This is a genomic window from Microbacterium sp. 22195 (assembly GCF_052056515.1).
Lineage (GTDB): Bacteria > Actinomycetota > Actinomycetes > Actinomycetales > Microbacteriaceae > Microbacterium.
On sequence record NZ_JBQEPE010000002.1, the window covers coordinates 392,128 to 409,670 of the forward strand.

General features: G+C 68.2%; 17 protein-coding genes. 5 read left to right on the forward strand and 12 right to left on the reverse strand.

The features are described 5' to 3' along the window. Positions 1 to 2: 2 nt before the first annotated feature. The 7 genes from ACTJJ4_RS09950 to ACTJJ4_RS09980 form a co-directional block, all read right to left on the reverse strand. Positions 3 to 686 carry an alpha/beta fold hydrolase gene (locus ACTJJ4_RS09950; RefSeq protein ID WP_440943150.1) on the reverse strand — a complete coding sequence of 228 codons (684 nt, stop codon included), beginning with the start codon at positions 684 to 686 and terminating at the stop codon, positions 3 to 5. Positions 687 to 688: 2 nt separating this feature from the next. After that, positions 689 to 1,585 carry a carbohydrate ABC transporter permease gene (locus ACTJJ4_RS09955; protein WP_440943151.1) on the reverse strand — a complete coding sequence of 299 codons (897 nt, stop codon included), beginning with the start codon at positions 1,583 to 1,585 and terminating at the stop codon, positions 689 to 691. Continuing rightward, positions 1,582 to 2,454 carry a carbohydrate ABC transporter permease gene (locus tag ACTJJ4_RS09960; RefSeq protein WP_440943152.1) on the reverse strand — a complete coding sequence of 291 codons (873 nt, stop codon included), beginning with the start codon at positions 2,452 to 2,454 and terminating at the stop codon, positions 1,582 to 1,584. The genes ACTJJ4_RS09955 and ACTJJ4_RS09960 overlap by 4 nt, the downstream gene beginning before the upstream one ends. A gap of 72 nt (positions 2,455 to 2,526) precedes the next feature. Further along, positions 2,527 to 3,834: an ABC transporter substrate-binding protein gene (locus ACTJJ4_RS09965; protein WP_440943153.1), complete on the reverse strand. Its 1,308-nt coding sequence runs from the start codon at positions 3,832 to 3,834 to the stop codon at positions 2,527 to 2,529. Between the two features lie 78 nt (positions 3,835 to 3,912). After that, positions 3,913 to 5,601 carry an ABC1 kinase family protein gene (locus ACTJJ4_RS09970; RefSeq protein ID WP_440943154.1) on the reverse strand — a complete coding sequence of 563 codons (1,689 nt, stop codon included), beginning with the start codon at positions 5,599 to 5,601 and terminating at the stop codon, positions 3,913 to 3,915. A 20-nt stretch (positions 5,602 to 5,621) separates the two neighbouring features. Then, positions 5,622 to 6,191: a PadR family transcriptional regulator gene (locus ACTJJ4_RS09975; RefSeq protein ID WP_440943155.1), complete on the reverse strand. Its 570-nt coding sequence runs from the start codon at positions 6,189 to 6,191 to the stop codon at positions 5,622 to 5,624. A gap of 213 nt (positions 6,192 to 6,404) precedes the next feature. Next, positions 6,405 to 7,169 carry an IclR family transcriptional regulator gene (locus ACTJJ4_RS09980; RefSeq protein ID WP_440943156.1) on the reverse strand — a complete coding sequence of 255 codons (765 nt, stop codon included), beginning with the start codon at positions 7,167 to 7,169 and terminating at the stop codon, positions 6,405 to 6,407. 86 nt (positions 7,170 to 7,255) lie between these two features. On the opposite strand from ACTJJ4_RS09980, the gene ACTJJ4_RS09985 reads away from it, so the two are divergent. After that, a complete protein-coding gene (locus tag ACTJJ4_RS09985) occupies positions 7,256 to 9,451 on the forward strand; it encodes a malate synthase G (protein ID WP_440943157.1) in 2,196 nt (731 codons plus the stop codon). Positions 9,452 to 9,606: 155 nt separating this feature from the next. Here the strand turns inward: ACTJJ4_RS09985 and panB are convergent, their stop codons facing one another. The 4 genes from panB to ACTJJ4_RS10005 are packed head-to-tail and all read right to left on the reverse strand — an operon-like array spanning position 9,607 to position 12,543. Then, positions 9,607 to 10,473, reverse strand: coding sequence for a 3-methyl-2-oxobutanoate hydroxymethyltransferase (gene panB, locus ACTJJ4_RS09990; RefSeq protein WP_440943158.1), 867 nt, complete (start codon positions 10,471 to 10,473; stop codon positions 9,607 to 9,609). Then, a complete protein-coding gene (gene panD / locus ACTJJ4_RS09995; RefSeq protein ID WP_292700034.1) occupies positions 10,470 to 10,895 on the reverse strand; it encodes an aspartate 1-decarboxylase in 426 nt (141 codons plus the stop codon). Before panD ends, panB begins: the two co-directional genes overlap by 4 nt. Next, positions 10,895 to 11,791 (reverse strand): pantoate--beta-alanine ligase, encoded by an 897-nt coding sequence (gene panC, locus ACTJJ4_RS10000; RefSeq protein ID WP_440943159.1) that lies wholly within the window; start codon positions 11,789 to 11,791, stop codon positions 10,895 to 10,897. The genes panD and panC overlap by 1 nt, the downstream gene beginning before the upstream one ends. After that, positions 11,788 to 12,543 carry a Rossmann-like and DUF2520 domain-containing protein gene (locus ACTJJ4_RS10005; RefSeq protein ID WP_440943160.1) on the reverse strand — a complete coding sequence of 252 codons (756 nt, stop codon included), beginning with the start codon at positions 12,541 to 12,543 and terminating at the stop codon, positions 11,788 to 11,790. The genes panC and ACTJJ4_RS10005 overlap by 4 nt, the downstream gene beginning before the upstream one ends. A gap of 498 nt (positions 12,544 to 13,041) precedes the next feature. Here ACTJJ4_RS10005 and ACTJJ4_RS10010 point away from each other — a divergent pair, with 498 nt between their 5' ends. Both ACTJJ4_RS10010 and ACTJJ4_RS10015 read left to right on the forward strand, forming a co-directional pair. Next, positions 13,042 to 13,887 (forward strand): hypothetical protein, encoded by an 846-nt coding sequence (locus ACTJJ4_RS10010; protein WP_440943161.1) that lies wholly within the window; start codon positions 13,042 to 13,044, stop codon positions 13,885 to 13,887. A gap of 191 nt (positions 13,888 to 14,078) precedes the next feature. Then, the gene (locus tag ACTJJ4_RS10015; protein WP_440943162.1) at positions 14,079 to 14,909 is read left to right on the forward strand and encodes a G5 domain-containing protein; all 831 of its coding nucleotides are present in this window, start codon (positions 14,079 to 14,081) and stop codon (positions 14,907 to 14,909) included. Between the two features lie 10 nt (positions 14,910 to 14,919). On the opposite strand, the gene ACTJJ4_RS10020 is transcribed toward ACTJJ4_RS10015, so the two are convergent. Further along, positions 14,920 to 15,309, reverse strand: a complete 390-nt coding sequence (locus ACTJJ4_RS10020; protein ID WP_440943163.1) for a DUF2510 domain-containing protein — start codon at positions 15,307 to 15,309, stop codon at positions 14,920 to 14,922. A gap of 156 nt (positions 15,310 to 15,465) precedes the next feature. Between ACTJJ4_RS10020 and ACTJJ4_RS10025 the strand changes: the two genes are divergently transcribed. Next, positions 15,466 to 15,786 (forward strand): nucleotide pyrophosphohydrolase, encoded by a 321-nt coding sequence (locus ACTJJ4_RS10025; protein ID WP_440943164.1) that lies wholly within the window; start codon positions 15,466 to 15,468, stop codon positions 15,784 to 15,786. Next, a complete protein-coding gene (locus tag ACTJJ4_RS10030) occupies positions 15,783 to 17,534 on the forward strand; it encodes a DNA/RNA helicase domain-containing protein (RefSeq protein WP_440943165.1) in 1,752 nt (583 codons plus the stop codon). The genes ACTJJ4_RS10025 and ACTJJ4_RS10030 overlap by 4 nt, the downstream gene beginning before the upstream one ends. The last annotated feature ends 9 nt before the right edge of the window (positions 17,535 to 17,543 follow it).

A 17,543-nucleotide genomic window follows, 5' to 3' on the forward strand; every position in this document is an offset into this window, starting at 1 on the left:
CGTCAGATCCGGTTCTGCTTGCGCCAGTTGCGCACCAGGGAGCCGATCTCGGCGGGACGTTCGAGCGCGAGCAGGTGCCCGCCGTCGATCGAGACGGAACGCGAGTGCGGCACCGCTCCGGCGATCTCGGCGTGGAACTGCGGCGGGCAGATCACATCGTGCTGCCCGCTGATGACCAGCATCGGCATCGGCAGTCGGGCGAGCCCCGGGCGCAGATCGGTACGCGTCGCCTGCATGCGCAGTTGCGCCCGCAGGACGTCTGCGCCCGTGTGCTCCCCCATCTCGAGCGTGCGCTCGACGAGGGCCGGCCGGGCCGCGGCATCCGCAGAAAGCAGGGCGGGAAGGATGCTGTGCTGCAGCGACCTCGCGCTCTCCCCCGCGTCGATGCGATCGAGCCAGTCCTTCCATCCGGACCGCTGGGCGTCGGTCGGCGCCTTGGCGTTCGCCGACATGACGCACAGTCCCGCCACGCGCTCCGGCGCGCGCTGCGCGAGTGCCATGCCGACGATGGCACCCAGCGAGAGACCGACGAGCACGAACGTCGCAGGGAGCTCGGCGAGCAGCCGCTCGACCTGGCCGTCGACATCCGACGCGTCGAGGGCCGGGGTGAGCGCCGGGTCCAGCCCGGTCCCCGCCCACAGGTCGGCCGTGCAGTTCATCCCGGGGAGCAGCACCAGGGGGTGCACGGTCAACCCTTCACGGCGCCGTCGCTGAGCCCTGCCACCAGGTACTTCTGCGCGATGAACGCGATCACGAACACCGGGATGGTCAGCAGCATCGACGCAGCCCCCGCCTGCTGCAGCATGGGCAGGGTCTGCCCCAGCTGCGTGGCGATGAACACCGGCACCGTCTTCGACGACGTGTCGGTGAGCACGAGCGCCGTGAGGTACTCCTGGAAGGCGAACAGGAACACGAAGATGCCGGCGGTCAGGATTCCGGGGCCCATCAGCGGGATCATCACCCGACGCAGCATCCCGATCCTGCTGCAGCCGTCGATCATCGCCGCCTCGTCGAGTTCGCGCGGGATGTCGGCGAAGAAGTTGCGCAGCAGCCAGATGGTGAACGGCTGGTTGATCGCCACCAGGGCGATGGCGAGAGCGAAGGTCGTGTCATAGATCCCGAGAGCGCGGCTGATGTCGTACATCGGCAGCACCACGGCGAAACGAGGCAGCGCCCGGAAGATCAGCGCGAGCACGAGCAGCAGCGCGGAGACGTAGCTCGGGAATCGCGACAGGGCGTAGGCGGCCGGGATGCCGATGACCAGCGCGATCACCGTCGAGACGACCGCGACCACGATGGTGTTGACGAGGTAGTCGGCGAAGTACGTCGTCTCCCACAGGTCCACGAACGCTTTCAGGGTGGGCTCGTAGCCCGACAGCACCGGCGGGTTCGCGAAGGCCACGTCGGTGGGCTTGGTCACCGAGAGCGTCATCCAGATGAACGGGCTGAGCACGACGAGGCAGAGGATCGCCAGCAGGATGCCGGTGATGACCGGCCGCTTGGAGCGGTTCATCGCACGGCCGCGCGGCGCAGGACGCCCGGTGGTGACCGCCCGGGTGGAGAGATCGAGATCGGGCAGCGTCATCGTTCCGCCTTCGCTTCCTTGAAGATTCCCCGGATGAAGGGGATCAGCATCACGAGGATCAGGATGATCGTGAGCACGTTGATCGCGCTGCCGAGACCGAGCTTCTGAGCCCCGTCGGCGAACGCCACCGAGTAGACGTACATCATGATCGACTCGTTGCCGATCGACTGCGCCTGAGGGGACAGGGGGATCAGGTTGTCGAACATGCGCAGCACGTCCATGATCGTGATCAGGGTGACGAAGCCGAGCACGCCTCGGATGGTCGGGATGATCACGCTGAGGTGCGTCTGCCAGGCGTTGGCGCCGTCGATCGTGGCCGCCTCGCGCAGCTCGGCGGGCACTCCCTGCAGACCGGCGAGGATGATGAGCATCGCGAACGGCAGCATGTGCCACACGGTGTTGGCGATCACGAGCACCGCGTTGGGCACCTGATCGGTGAACCAGAGCACCTGCGTGCCGGAGAAGAATCCGATGAGGCGGTTGACCACGCCCCCGAAGTTGTCGTCGAAGAGCCAGGAGAACGCGACGGCGCCCACCAGGTTGGGGAGCACGTACGAGACGAGCATGATGCCCAGCACCAGGGGGCGGGACTTGGTGAGCCGGTTGATGCCGGTGGCCACGATGTAGCCGAACACCAGCAGGATCGCCGTGGTGATCACGGTGACCACGACGGTGAACAGCACTGCCCGTCCGAAACGTGCGTCGGTCAGCGCAGCGGTGAAGTTCTCGATGCCGACGAAAGTGCCGGGGGTGCCGTAGTGCACCTTCTCGAGACTCCACTGGACCGTGCGCAGCAGAGGCAGGACCAGCAGGCCGCCCATCACCACCAGACTCGGGAAGAACAGGAGCCAGAACTCACGCGCCTTCATGTATCGCCTCCTCGTGGTCGCTGCGGTCCGGGCGCCGGGCCCGGACCGCAGTGATCATCATGTCTCAGCCGGTCAGCCCGCGGCCTGCTCGCCGGCGGCCTGCATCTTGGCCAGTCCGTCGTCGACGGAGGTCTTGCCGTTGAGCACGTCGACCAGGATCGGGCGGATGGCGTTCGTCACGTCGGCGAGCACGGGAGAGACGATCGGCGGCATCGCCGTGGCCATGGAGTCGTTCGCAGCCGCGCCGTACGGCGAGTTGTCGGCTGTGACCATGCCTTCGCGGGCCGGGTAAGCCGCCGGGACGGAGGCCTTCGATGCGTCCTCGCTGACGGCGGATGCCATCATCTGGAACAGCATGTCGTGGTCGAGCTTGGTGTTGAACGGGATCGACCAGCCGTCGATGGAGAGACGGTTGTAGGAGTACTTCGCGTCGGCGGTGACCTTGGGAGCCCCGGCGAAGCCGAAGTTCGACGCGAGCTTGGTGTTGCTCTCCTTGGTCAGATCGATCATCCGACCCGAGAACATGACGGCCATCGCCGCCGTGCCGTTGAACAGCTGCTGCTGGACCTTCGGCTGGTCGAAGGTGGTCACCTGCGGGTCCATGTAGGGCTTGAGCGCGAGGAGGGACTCCAGAGCCTGCTTGGCCTCGGGAGTGTTCAGCGTGACCTTGCCGTCCGCCGTGGCGAAGTCGACGCCGAGCGAGTTCATCGCCGCGCCATAGCTGGTGGCGACGTCTGCGGTGGCGAGCCACGGCAGGGCGATGGGGTACTCCATCTTGCCCGCGGCCTTGATCTTCTCGGCATCCGCGATCATGTCGTCGAAGGTCTTGGGCGCCTCGAGGCCGAGCTCCTTGAAGATGTCGGTGCGGTACGCCAGCACGTACATCTGCGCCTGCATCGGGATCGCGTAGAGCTTGCCGTCGTAGGACATGCCCGCGCGCATGGACTCGCTGATCTTGTCGAGCCCGTAGTCAGCGGCGTACTTCTTGTAGAGGTCGTCGAGCGGCACGAGCTTCTTGTCCGCGGCGAAGCCGGGAATCACGAAGCCGTAGGTCTCGAGGATGTCGTAGGTGCCGGTGTCGCCGGCGAGCGTGGCGGTCGTCTTGGTCACCTGCCCGCCGAAGTCGATCGGGTCGTGCTTGAGGGCCACCTTGTCGGTCGTGCAGCTCTTGACCATGGTGTCGGTGAACGGGTCGATCGCCGAGGAGTTGTATGCGAGGACGTTGACCGTCGTCTTCTCCGCTGGGGCCTTGTACGAGCACGACACCTTCGTCGCGTTCTCGTTGTCGGTGCGGGATCCCGCACCGCAAGCGGTGAGGGCGACAGTCGCGCAGATCGCCAGTGCGAGTGCCGGGAGTGCCCGGGTAGTCATCTTTGCCATGCCCTGATGGTATACGTATGCATCAAGGTTAGGAAAGCCTATTTTAGGGAAATCTTCCCATTCTGAATACGTATACGGTCAACGCCGCCCGAACAGCGCGTGCAGCAGCGGCACAGCCGAGATGCACATCAGCACGATCCCGAGCGGAGGAGCGGTCGCCAGCAGCAGCGCCCCTCCGATCAGCAGGCCGCCGAACAGCACCGCCGACACCACGCGGTACGCCACCCGGATGATCCGGTCGAGGCGGTTCTCCAGGCTGGAGATGTCGAAGGTGAGTGTGCCGGCATCCAACCTGTCGAGGGTCGAGTCCACGCGCGCGGGCAGCCGCCAGAGGCTCCCGAGGTTGGCTGCCGTCTGCGCGCCGACGTCCTTCAGCAGCCCTCCGCTCTGATCGCGCAGCAGCCGCGCTGCGTACGGCTCGACGGGCTCCCAGATGTTGAAGGTCGGGTCCAGCGCGCTGCACAGCCCGGACGTGAGCGACACGGCGCGGATGAGCAGCAGCATCCGCTCCGGGAACTGCACGGGCAGCGACCGCATGGTCTCGCCGAACTCGACGCCGAAGTCGGTCAGCTCGCGCGGATCGACGTCGCGCAGCTCGTGGAACCCCATGCCGCCGAAGCGCGCGAACAGGACCGTCAGGGCGCGCTCGAGCTCGGCCGTGCGGGCGGAGGGAAGCAGCACGCCGATCTGCTGCGCCGCTTCGACCAGACCGTGGCTGTCGCGCCCGGCGACAGCGATCACCAGTGTGCGAAGCCCTGCCCGGATGCTGTCGGGGACCTCGGCCATCATCCCGAAGTCGATGAACGTGAGGCGCCAGGGGTGTCCGCCCGCGTCGCCCTGCACGGGGGTCACGAACACGTTCCCCGGATGCGGGTCGGCGTGCACGAAGGAGTGCGTGAACACCTGGTCGAGCATCACGTCTCCGAACACCTGCGCGACCTCGGCCGGATCGATGCCGGCCGCGCGCAGCGCGTCGGTGTCGTTGATCTTGATGGCCGTGACGTCCTCAAGGGTGAGCACCTTGCGGGTCGTCCGCTCCCAGACGACCGCAGGCGCGGCGACCCTGGCATCCGCTTCGAAGCAGGCCGCGAAGCGCTCGGCGTTCGCGGCCTCGTGCAGGTAGTCGATCTCCTCGCGGCAGGTCTGCGCGAACTCCTCGACGAGCGCCGGGGCGTCGACCCGGTCGCGCACCATCCGCACGCGCTGCGCCCAGCGCGCGACGCGGCGGAGCGCCGAGAGGTCGACCGCGACGATCTCGTCGATCCCGGGCCGCTGAACCTTCACGACGACGCGGTCGAGTCCGGTGTCGGCCGCGTCGGTCGCGGCGAGGGTGGCGCGGTGCGCCTGGCCGAGGGATGCCGCGGCGAGGGGCGTCTCGTCAAAGGACGCGAAGGCGCGCTCCAGCGGCATCCCCAGCTCGGACTCAGCGGATGCGCGGATCTCGGCGAACGCGACCGCGGGCACCTCGTCCTGCAGGTCGGCGAGCTCGGCGGTCATCTCCGGGGGCAGCACATCGAGGCGCGACGAGAGGAACTGCCCGACCTTGATCATCAGGCCGCCGAGGTCGACGGCGAGGTCGCGGAAACGCCGGGCCAGGCGCAGCATCCGCTCGTTCCGGCCGCGGTCGGCGACCCTGGTCAGGCCGAGGCGGGGCAGGACGAGCTCGAACCACCACACCTGCACGAACACGCGCGCGGCGAACGCCAGGATGCGACGATAGCGGGCGCGATGCGCCGTACCGGTGGGGCCCGGCAGAGCTTCAGTCATGCGAGCCCCCTCTGTGTTCGTCACCCCTCAGCGAGGATGGCGTACAGCCTACGCCGGGCGTCTTCGAGCACGGCGACACCGTCGGCGACCTGCTCCGGAGTGCCGGTGCGGGCCAGCTGGGCGGTGGCGTGCGCGAGCTCCATGCCCGCCTTGGGGAGCGCCGAGAGATGCCCGCCGGGCCGTCCGCCGACCGACTCCCAGGGCGCGGGCTTGTCGGCGGCCTCCTCGGATGCTGCGACACCGGCATCCGTGAGCGAGTATGTCTTGCGTCCGCCCTGCTCCTCCGCGGTGATCAGGCCCTCGTCGGCGAGCTGCTGCAGCGTGGGATAGACGGACCCGGCGCTGGGCTTCCAAGCGCCGCCGGAGCGGTCGGCGATCTCGGTGATGATCTGGTAGCCGTGCATGGGCCGCTCGGCGAGCAGGCTGATGACAGCCGCGCGCACGTCGCCGCGCGCCATGCGGGAACCGCCGGTGCGCTGCTCGAACTGCGTGCGCAGCTGGTCCATCGCCTCCCAGACGCCGGCGAGCGGGTTGCCCGACCCGTTGCTCGCGCCGAACCCGAAACCACCGGAGGGGAATGTTCCGTTCATGATGCCTCCTCAGACGTGAACGATGGTTAACGATATGTCGCTAGCTGTCGTTCGGCAAGGGGTGGTGTGAGGCTCCCAGCATCCTCACGAGGTTGCCCCACAGCCGAGCCGGGTGCAGCCGCCGCTGGCACTCCGGGTATCAAGTTCTGCTGTTATCGACAGCCGAATAGCCACCGAAGTTGATACCTGGACCGGCAAGTGCAGAGCCTGGGCTCAGCGGGCCGCCTGCGCGAGTTCCACCGCCGCGGCGTGCAGCGCCTTCACGACCTCGGGCACCACGGCATCCGTGATCCGCGCCGCGGGCCCGGACACCGAGATCGCAGCCGGCTGCCCCAGACCGGGGACGGCGACGGCGATGCAGCGCACACCCACCTCCTGCTCGCTGTCGTCTGCCGCGAACCCGCGGGCCCGCGACCGGCGCAGATCCGCGATGAACGCGTCCGCATCCACCAGCGTCTGCGGCGTGAACCTCGGCAGCCCCGTCCGCAGGATCAGCGCCCGCACCTGCGGCTCCGGCATCGTCGACAGCATCGCCTTCCCCACCCCCGTCGAATGCGGAAGCACCCTCCGCCCCACCTCCGTGAACATCCGCATCCGCTGCCGCGACGGCACCTGCCCCGCATACAGCACCAGGTCACCATCCAGCACCGCCAGATTCGCCGTCTCGTGGAAAGCCTCCTCCAACCCCGCCAGCAACGGCATCGCCGCATCCGCCACCTGCGGCACCGCCTGCCGCCCCAACCCGATCAACCCCGCCCCCAATGCGTACCGCCGGTCCTCCAACTGACGCACATAGCCCAGCTGGTGCAGCGTGCCCAGCAGGCGATGCGCGGTGGGCACCGCGAGTCCGGTCGCGGATGCCAGGGATGCCAGCGCGGCCTCGCCGCCGGCCGCGGCGAGCGCTTCGAGCAGGGCGAAGGCGCGCGCGACCGACTGGACGGAACCGGGCGCCTTGGAAGCGGTGAGGGCAGAGGGCATAACTTTCACAATACGGAATCCGCGCTCCGAAACTCAACGAGATCTCTACCGTGGACAGCGAGCCCCCAGACCGAAGGAGCGGCATCGTGCCCGACACCACCCTCACCGCTGAGACCACCTACCTCGACCGCGCCGACCTGCGGGTCGCGAGCGAGATCGTCGAGTTCGCCGAGCCATCCCTGGCGGATGCCGGGCTCGACGCCGACGCGTTCTGGGCCGGCGTCTCGAGGATCGTGCACGACCTCGGCCCGCGCAACGCGGAGCTGCTGCGCACCCGCGACGAGCTGCAGGCCCGCATCGACGACTTCCACCGCGCGAACCCGGGCCGTCCCGACCCTGAGACCTACTGCGCGCTGCTCACCGAGATCGGCTACCTCGTCCCCGAGCCCGCCCCCTTCGCGATCACGACCGAGAACGTCGACCCCGAGATCGCCACGATGGCCGGCCCGCAACTGGTGGTCCCGCTGCTGAACGCGCGCTTCGCACTGAACGCCGCGAACGCCCGCTGGGGTTCGCTGTACGACGCGCTGTACGGCACGGATGCCATCGACCAGACCGGCGAGCTCGCGCCCGGCCAGGGCTACAACCCGGTCCGCGGCGCGGAGGTCATCGCCCGCGGCCGCGCCCTGCTCGACCAGGCCGCTCCCCTCTCCGAGGGGTCCCACACCGACGCCACCGCCTACCGCGTGGACGCCGAAGGACTCGCGGTCGACACCGCCACGGGCATCCGTCGTCTCGCCGACCCGGCGGCGTTCGTCGGCCACACCGGCGACGCCGACGCCCCCACCGCGATCCTGCTGCAGCACCACGGCCTGCACGTCGAGATCGTCATCGACCGCGACGGCGTGATCGGGCGCACGGATGCCGCCGGAGTGCAGGACATCGTGCTGGAGTCGGCGATCACCACGATCGTCGACCTGGAGGACTCCGTCGCCGCGGTGGATGCCGAGGACAAGGCTCTCGGCTACGCGAACTGGCGCGGGCTGATGGACGGCACCCTCAGCGAGGAGGTCAGCAAGGGCGGGCGCACGTTCACCCGCCGCCTGGCCGCCGATCGCACCTACACGGGCCGCGACGGCGCCGAGCTCACGCTCCCGGGCCGCTCGGTGCTGTTCATCCGCAACGTCGGTCATCTGATGCGCACGGATGCCGTGCTCGACCGCGATGGCGAGGAGGTGTACGAGGGCATCCTGGACGCCATCATGACCGCGCTCGGTGCGCTGCCCGAGCTGACCGGACCGAACCGAGGCGCGAACAGCCGCACGGGTTCGATGTACATCGTCAAGCCGAAGATGCACGGTCCGGCGGAGGCCGCGTTCGCCGCCGAGCTGTTCGGACGGGTCGAGCAGCTGCTCGGGCTGCCGGAGCGGACGCTCAAGGTCGGGATCATGGACGAGGAGCGCCGCACCTCCTCGAACCTCACCGCGGCGATCGCCGCGGCATCCGATCGCGTCGTGTTCATCAACACCGGGTTCCTCGACCGCACCGGCGACGAGATCCACACCTCACTGCACGCCGGTCCGTTCCTGCCGAAGGGCGGCATCAAGTCGCAGCCGTTCATGGGCACCTACGAGGACCGCAACGTGCGCATCGGCCTGGCCGCCGGCCTCGACGGCCGCGCGCAGATCGGCAAGGGCATGTGGGCCATGCCCGACCTGATGCACGACATGCTCGAGCAGAAGATCGGGCACGTGCGCTCCGGGGCATCCACCGCCTGGGTGCCCTCGCCGACCGCCGCGACCCTGCACGCCCTGCACTACCACCAGGTCGACCCCTTCGCGGTGCGCCCGACGCTGCCGGCGTACGACCCGGCGTCTCTGGACGTGCTGCTGCAGCCGCCGCTGGCATCCGACGGCGACCTCACGCCCGAGATCGTCGCGACTGAGCTCGACAACAACGTGCAGTCGATCCTCGGCTATGTGGTGCGCTGGATCGACCAGGGCGTCGGATGCTCGAAGGTGCCCGACATCCACGGCATCGCGCTCATGGAGGACCGCGCGACCCTGCGCATCTCGAGCCAGCTGCTCGCGAACTGGCTGCAGCACGGCGTGATCACCGATGCCGAGGTGGACGCTGCGCTGCAGCGCCTCGCATCGGTGGTCGACGAGCAGAACGCCGGGGATGCCGCCTACGAGCCGCTCGCGTTCGGACCGGATGCCGAGCCGGGCATCGCCTACACGGCCGCCCGTCGCCTGATCCTGGAGGGCGCCACGCAGCCCAGTGGCTACACCGAGCCGCTGCTGCACGCGCTGCGGCGGGCGAAGAAGGCTCAGCAGCGCTGACGGTGCGGGTGGCTCGGTGCCCGGGGGGATGCCGGGCCACGGCTATCAGCCGTGCACCAGCCGCGGAGATGTGCGCTTCGCGCGGACGAATCCCCGGCATCCGTCCGCGGCGAGCGCACATTCCCGCGCGAAGCGCACGGCGAGTGGCGGTCGGCTCACCGCCCCGTGAGCAGCTCCTTCAGCCGCGCGGCCTCTTCCGCGGGCATCCCGTACCCGTGCTCCGGCGCCGGGTACTCCCCCGACCGCACCTCGCGGGCGTACGCGCCGACGCCAGCCACCGACGCGGCCCGCACGTCGGCGTACCGCTTGACGAACTTCGCCGCGGGCCCGTCGTAGATGCCGAGCAGGTCGTGCCACACGAGCACCTGGCCGTCGGCATCCGCTCCGGCGCCGATCCCGATCATGGGGATCCGCAGGCGCTCCACGAGCAGCGCCGTCACTTCCGACGGGACCGCTTCGACGACGATCAGCGCGCAGCCCGCGTCCTGCAGGGCGAGGGCGTCATCGATCACGGCGAGCGCGGCCTCGGCCGTGCGGCCCTGCGCACGGTAGCCGCCGAGCGCGGTGACGCTCTGCGGGGTGAGGCCCACGTGCCCGACCACGGGGATCCCGGCGGCGACGATCGCGCGTGCCCGGTCGACCGTGGTGCCGCCGCGCTCGATCTTGACCAGGTCGCAGCCGGCCTCCTTCACGAAGCGCTGGGCGGTCTGCACGGCGAGGGAGTCGGATGCCTCGTACGACCCGAACGGCAGGTCGCCGACGAGCAGCGGCCGGGACAGTCCGCGTCGCACCGCACGCGTGAGCATCAGCATCTCGTCGATCGTGACCGGCACCGTCGAGTCGTATCCGAGCACGGTCATGGCCGCGGAGTCGCCGACCAGCACCATGTCGACGCCGGCCTCCTCGGCGACCTGGGCGCTGGGGTGGTCGTAGGCGGTGACCATGACGATCGGCTCGCCGGCCTCCTTCTTCGCGGCCAGATCGCCCAGCCCGAGCGGGCGGGCGGCGGCCTGCGCGCTCACTTCGTCTCCCTTCGGTCGCTCAGTGCACCGCATGCCGTCGCCTCGGTGAGCAGCTGGTCCACGGCGTCGTCGATCCTGATGATCCGGTTGGAGCGGTCGACGTGCACGACGGTCGGCTCGTACGTCTTCAGGTCCTTCGCGGAGTACTCGCCGTAGGAGATGATGATGATCGTGTCGCCGGAGTGCACCAGGCGGGCGGCCGCACCGTTCACCTGGATCACGCCGGTGCCTCGCTCGCCGGCGATCGTGTAGGTCTCGAAGCGCGAGCCGTTGTTCACGTCGACGATCGTCACCTGCTCGTGCTCGAGGATGTCGGACGCGTCGAGCAGGTCGGCGTCGATCGTGATGGAGCCGACGTAGTTCAGGTCGCTGCCGGTGATGGTCGCGCGGTGGATCTTCGACTTCAGCATGGTGCGTCGCATCATTCGCCGCCTCTCTGATGGGCTTCGGAGCGGATGCCGGTGGCGGCCGGCTCCGCGATCAGGACGTGGTTGTCGATCAGACGAGCGGCGCCCACGCGGGCGGCGACCGCCAGCAGGGCGTCGCGGTCGACGTGGGCGAGCGGGCTGAGATCGTCGTTCGAGCGCAGCTCGAGATAGTCGGGTCGGATGCCGGCATCCGCCAGCACCTGTTCGGCGGCGGCGACGATCCTCGCGGCATCCCGCTCCCCGCGCGCGTGCAGGTCGGCCGCCGCGTCGAGGGCGCGGTTCAGCGCGGTGGCCTGCTGACGGGCATCCGCGTCGAGGTAGACGTTGCGCGAGCTCATCGCGAGCCCGTCGGCCTCGCGGATGATCGGGCAGGCCTCGATGCGCACGTCGAGGTCGAGATCGCGCACGACGCGGCGCACGACCATGACCTGCTGGGCGTCCTTCTGTCCGAAGAAGGCGACGTCGGGGCGGACGATGCCGAACAGCTTGGTGACGACGGTCGCGACGCCGTCGAAGTGGAAGGCACCGCGGGAGGCGCCGTCGAGCACCTCGGTGACGCCTCCGACATGGATGCTGGTGGCGAAGCCGTCGGGATAGATCTCGGCGGGTTCGGGGGCGAAGAGGATGTCGACGCCCTGCTGCTCGGCGAGCGCAGCGTCGCGGGCCTCGTCGCGCGGATAGGCGGCGAGATCCTCGGTAGGACCGAACTGGGTGGGGTTGACGAACAGCGAGACGACGACGAGGTCGGATGCCGCGCGCGCAGCGCGCATGAGGGAGAGGTGGCCCTCGTGGAAGGCGCCCATGGTGGGGACGAGGCCGACCCGGCGGCCTTCGAGTCGAGCGTCGCGGACGGCGGCGCGGATCTCGGGGATGGTGCGGACGATCTTCATGCGGAGCCCTTCGGGGTCGCGAGTGCGCGGGCGCTGTCGCAGAGCTGGTCGAACAGGGGGAGAAGCGCGGGGGTCTGCTGGGCGATCGCGGCGCGCTGGCGGGCCACGGTCTGCTCGTCGCCGCGGGCGATCGGGCCGGTGAGCGCGCTCTTCGCGCCGTGGGAGCGCCAGTTCTCGACGGTGCGGGTGACGAGAGGGGTCAGCAGGTCGCGCGCCTCGCCCGAGCGGATGCCGGAGGCCCGGGCGACCTGTTCGGCGGCGTCGAGCACGGTAAGGACGAGGTTCGACGCGATCGACGCAGCGGCGTGGTAGCCGGCGCGGTGGGCGTCGTAGATGTGGAACGGGTGGGCGCCGAGGGCTCGCGCGAGCCGCTCGGCCTGGTGCTCGGCCTCCGGCGTGCGGCCGGCGATGGCGGCGCCGATGCCGTGGAACACGTCAAGCGCCTCGGTGCCGGTGAAGGTCTGCAGCGGATGCATGCTGAAGTCGACGTCGTCGAGGGGGGTGGCGCCGGAGACGTGGCCGAGCAAGGTCGCGTGCTGCCGGACTGCCCTCGCGGCGGTCGCGATCTTGGCATCCGGAACGCAGAGCAGGGCGATGTCGGATGCCGGGAGTTGTTCGTGCTTTCGGAACGGGCCACACACGGTGAATCCGGCCTGCGTGAGCGCACGTGCGAGCACGCCGCCGAGACGGCCCGCGCCGATGACGGCGATGGTCGTTCGGGAGGTTTCGGAGGCATCCGGAGAGGTGCTCATGACGGGATGAGTATCCGCCTGGCATCGATGTCAGGCAAAATCTGGGATCAAAGTGACAATAGTATTGACCTTTGTTGTGAGCATTAGATGACTCTGGCGGGTTAGCGACTTGTCTTTTTGATCCCACGGGCATCATGGTTGCTCAAACCTGCCCCGGCACGCGCCGCGCCGGAGAACTGACCGCCGCAGCGTCTGATCTCGCCTGCACCCGCAACGCGGGCGGACATCGTTTCGCGGCGATGCCTTCGCTCCCGTCGGCCAAGGAGGACCTCACCGACGCTTCGCCGCGAAACCGGCGATCTACGCGGGGAGATCAACGTCCCCGACAGTCGCTATAGTTCGATTCAGCCGGTCCTCGCGGACCACGGAGATCTCCCCCGACTCCACGCTCGACGCCCACTGGGAGGGCGCTGATCGGAGTGCGCGGGGACCGGCTGCCTGCGACGTCCGTCGTGGGTCAGACCGGTGCTCTGCGCACCTTCTCCGAAGGAGATCCGCATGTCCATCCCCAACCCGCCCGCCGGTGCCCCCGCGCCGCAGTTTCCCCCGCCCGTGCCTCCGGTCGGAGTGCAGCCGCCCACCCCGAAGAAGACGAACGTCGTGGCCATGGTGGCGATGATCGTCGCGATCGTCGGCTTCATCTTCGCGTGCATTCCCGGCGCTCTGATCGTCGGCTGGATCCTGCTGCCGATCGCGTTCATCCTCAGCATCGTGTCGCTGTTCCTGAAGGGCGACCGCAAGTGGATGGGCATCGTGGGTCTGATCGTGGCGGTCGTCGGGACGATCGTCGGCTTCATCGTGTTCTTCGCCGTGGTCGCCACGTCGTTCAACAACGCGTTCGGCAGTGGCGAGACGACGGTGTCGCAGCCCGTCGAGAAGCCTGCCGACGATGCGAAGGGCGCGGATGAGAAGAAGCCCGCAGAGGCCGCGCAGGGCACCAGGGAGAACCCGTACCCGCTGTCGTCGCAGATCAGCAACGACGACTGGACCGTCGTGGTCAACAGCGTCAACACCGACGGCAACCCCGTCGTCGCCGACGCGAACCAGTTCAACGACCAGGCTCCGGCCGGCTCGCACTACGAGATCGTGAACTACACGGTCACGTACAACGGCGGCAAGAAGGGCCTCGCCGCCGAGGTGCAGGTCGCGATGGTCACCAGCGCCGGCAACGTCGTGAACAGCTACGACAACCTCGTGATGCTGAAGGACGGCTTCGGCCTCGACGAGATGTACAAGGGCGCATCGGCCACCGGCTCGGTGGCGTTCGCCGTGCCCGACGGCGACGCCGCCGTCGTGCGGGTGACGCCCGGTCTGCTCGCGGACGAGGTGTTCGTCAAGCCGTAAGGCGGATGCCGGGCAAGACGAATGCCGGTGGCGGGGAGGAAAGAACCTCCCCGCCATCGGCGTTTCAGCGCTATGGTGTCGATCAATCGGTAAGCACCGATTGATGGAGTTCCCCCGGCTCCACCCATCTGTCGCAAGTGCGCAATCCGTATTCGGCGCGCCCGCTCGACCCTGCCCGAACGTAGGTACTCATGGCTACTAAGCCTCCCGCCCAAGGAGCGAAGAAGAAAAGTCGGCGCGGCTGGCTCGTGCTGGCTGTGATCCTTGGCGTGCTGATTCTTGGTGGCGTACTCGCTCGGGTGGCGTCACCCTTGCTTGTCATCGCCGTGCTGCTCAGCGCCGGGCTGGGGTTGTTCACGCTGTTCAAGGGAGCGGCTCCACGAGTGGGGATGCGTTCCCGAAAGTCTGGCTTGGTTGCACTCGGAACGGCCGCACTGTTGTTCCTTGGTGGCGGCGTGGCCGGCGCCGCTACGTCGGCCCCTTCGCAGGCTCCTGCCGCTTTCGTAGATACCGTGCCGAAGCTCGATGCAACCGCTCAGGTCGAGAGATCGACTCCTACCCCGAAGCCCACACCGACGACATTCGATGAGGTCTACCTCGATACCGCGATCCCGTTCGAGCGGACCACCGCCGACGACCCGACGATCGCGGAGGGCACGACCGTCGTGACCACCGCCGGTGTCGACGGCACGAAGCGGACGACCTATCGGGTCATGTACGTCGATGGCGCGGAGGTCTCGCGCGAGGTCATCAGCGAGGCCGTCGTCCTGGCGCCGGTGAGCGAAGTGACGACCCGTGGGACACTCAAGCCACAGCCCGTCACCAAACCGGCACCCCTTGTGCAGACAGGTGGCGGCGGCTGCGACTCGAACTATGCGGGCGCCTGCGTGCCCATCGCTGAGGATGTGGACTGCGCTGGCGGCGGCGGGAATGGCCCCGCATTCCTCTCCGGGACGGCGCAGGTCGTCGGACGGGACGTCTATCAGCTCGATCGCAACAAGGACGGTATCGCCTGCAACTGAGCGGGCCTGTTCAGACGAGCTTCTCGAACACCATCGTCGCCTGGATGCGGTCGCCGCCGCCGAAGCCGGTACTCCCGGAGGACGCGGTCGTGATCGTATGCAGGCGATAGCCCAGCGCAGCCTGCCGGTTGATCACACCCTCGAGCTCGGTGAGATTACCTGAGCCGCTGCCGAAGAACTTCTCCTTGAGCACGACCTGCAGCACGACGTAGCTCATGCCCTGCGGTGCGGGACGCGGCTGCGCGCCGGCCTCGGCTTCCGCTCGGGCTCGATTGATGAACCCGTCGAGACCCGGCTGCTGCGGCGCGGGCGGCTGAACCTGGTCGGTCCACTGCTGCCCGTCCCACCACCGCATCGTGCCGGATCCGTCGTCGTACCAGCCGGCCTGTGTGTCTGCCATCATTTCCCCTTCTGCGACCCGCAGCGTGGGTCTCTTGATTGCCCATGGCCGTGCGAGACACGCACGCACAGTTGATTCGGTTTTGCGTCGATCCGTGACTGAACCTTAGCGGTCTGGTCGTCCATCATGAGTGAGTCATCCTGATACGTTCACCTCATGCCCTCCCCCGCAACGCTGCAGGCCCTCCGCACCTTCGTCGCCGAGCGTGACTGGGACCAGTTCCACACGCCGGAGAACCTCGCGAAGTCGATCTCCATCGAAGCCGCGGAGCTGCTCGAGCTATACCAGTGGGGCCAGACTCCGGCCCCGGAGCGCGTGGAGGAAGAACTCGCCGACGTGCTCACCTACTGCATCCATCTCGCCAGCCGTCTGAACCTCGACATCGACGAGATCATCCTCAGCAAGCTCGAGAAGACACGCGCCAAGTACCCGGTCGAACTCAACCAGGGCGAAATCAACAAGAGTGCCGAGCCGTGAGCTTCAGCATCCGCCGCGTCCCGTTCGATCGAACCCACGTCGACGACTGGAGCAGAACCGACCAGGAACTCACGAACTGGCCCGTCGTCTACGTGCTGGACGGCGCGAGCCGAAGCAAGAAGCTCTACGTCGGCGAGACGACCAGTGCGCACAAGCGAATGCGCCAGCATCTCGCGAGCTCCAAGAAGAACGAGAACCTCACCGACATCCGCGTCGTCGTCGACGAGCGCTACAACAAGTCGGTCTGCCTCGACCTCGAATCGCATCTGATCCGCTGGTTCCACGGCGACGGCCGCTATGACATCCTCAACGGCAACGACGGCCTCACCGACGCGCGCTATTACCGCAGAGACGAATACCGCAAGTCGTTCCGCGACGTGTTCGAGGCGCTGCGCGCCGAGGGCCTGTTCAGCCGCAGCATCCCGCAGATCGAGAACAGCGATCTCTTCAAGCTCTCCCCCTTCAAGGCGCTCACCCCCGACCAGGCGATCGCCGTCGAAGACATCGTCTCCGGCATCCTCGAAGACCTGCGCGACCCGACGAGAACATCCACCCTCGTCGTCGAGGGTGCGCCCGGCACCGGCAAGACGATCATCGCGATCTTCCTCATGAAGCTGCTCGCCGACATCCGCGACTTCCGCAGCCACGACGACGTCGAGCCCGACTCGATGTTCGCCGAGTTCTTCACGCCCGAGAGTGCCGCCCTGCTGCAGGACCTGCGGATGGCGCTCGTCATCCCGCAGCAGTCGCTTCGCCTCTCGGTGAAGAAGGTCTTCAAGAAGACGCCGAAGCTCGACCCGGCGATGGTGCTGACGCCGTTCCAGGTGGGGGAGTCGGATGCCGACTTCGACCTGGTCCTCGTCGATGAGACCCACCGCCTGAACCAGCGCGCGAACCAGGCGTCTGGCGTGCAGAACAAGAAGTTCCGGCAGATCAACGAGCGCCTCTTCGGCGCGGACGATCCGCGTCACACGCAGCTCGACTGGATCAAGGCCCGCAGCCGGCATCGGCTGCTGCTCATCGACGGCGCGCAGACCGTGCGTCCGCACGACCTCTCCCCTGCAGCCCTCACCGCTGAGCTCACCAGCGCGAAGAACGCGCACCGGCATTACCCGCTCACCACCCAGATGCGGGTGAAGGCCGGCGCCGACTACGTCGAATACATCCGGATGCTGCTGCGCGGAGCACCCGTCGCGCGCCCCGACCTCGGTGACTACGACCTGCGGTTCTTCGACGATCTCGGCGAGATGAGACGAGCCATCCGCGAGAAGGATCGCAAGGTCGGCCTGTCGCGGCTGGTCGCCGGATACGCCTGGGACTGGAAGTCACGTCGCGACCCCGCATCCTTCGACATCGAGATCGACGGCGAGCGGATGCGGTGGAACAGCACCGACAAGGACTGGATCAACTCCCACGGATCCCTCGACGAGGTCGGTTCGATCCACACCGTGCAGGGCTACGACCTCAACTACGCCGGAGTGATCATCGGCCCCGACCTGCGACTGTCACCTTCCGGCGAGATCGTCGCCGACCGCGACGCCTACCGCGACAAGAAGGGCAAGGAGGACACCGGCCATCTCAAGGGCGCTTTCACCGACGCCGACCTGCTGGTTTTCATCCGCAACATCTATGGCGTGCTACTCACCCGCGGGATGCTCGGGACGTACGTGTACGTGTGTGACGACGGGCTGCGGGAGCGGTTGCGCGGGCTCCTCAGCCAACTCCGGCGCGGCACCAACCGCGACTAGCCGGCCTCG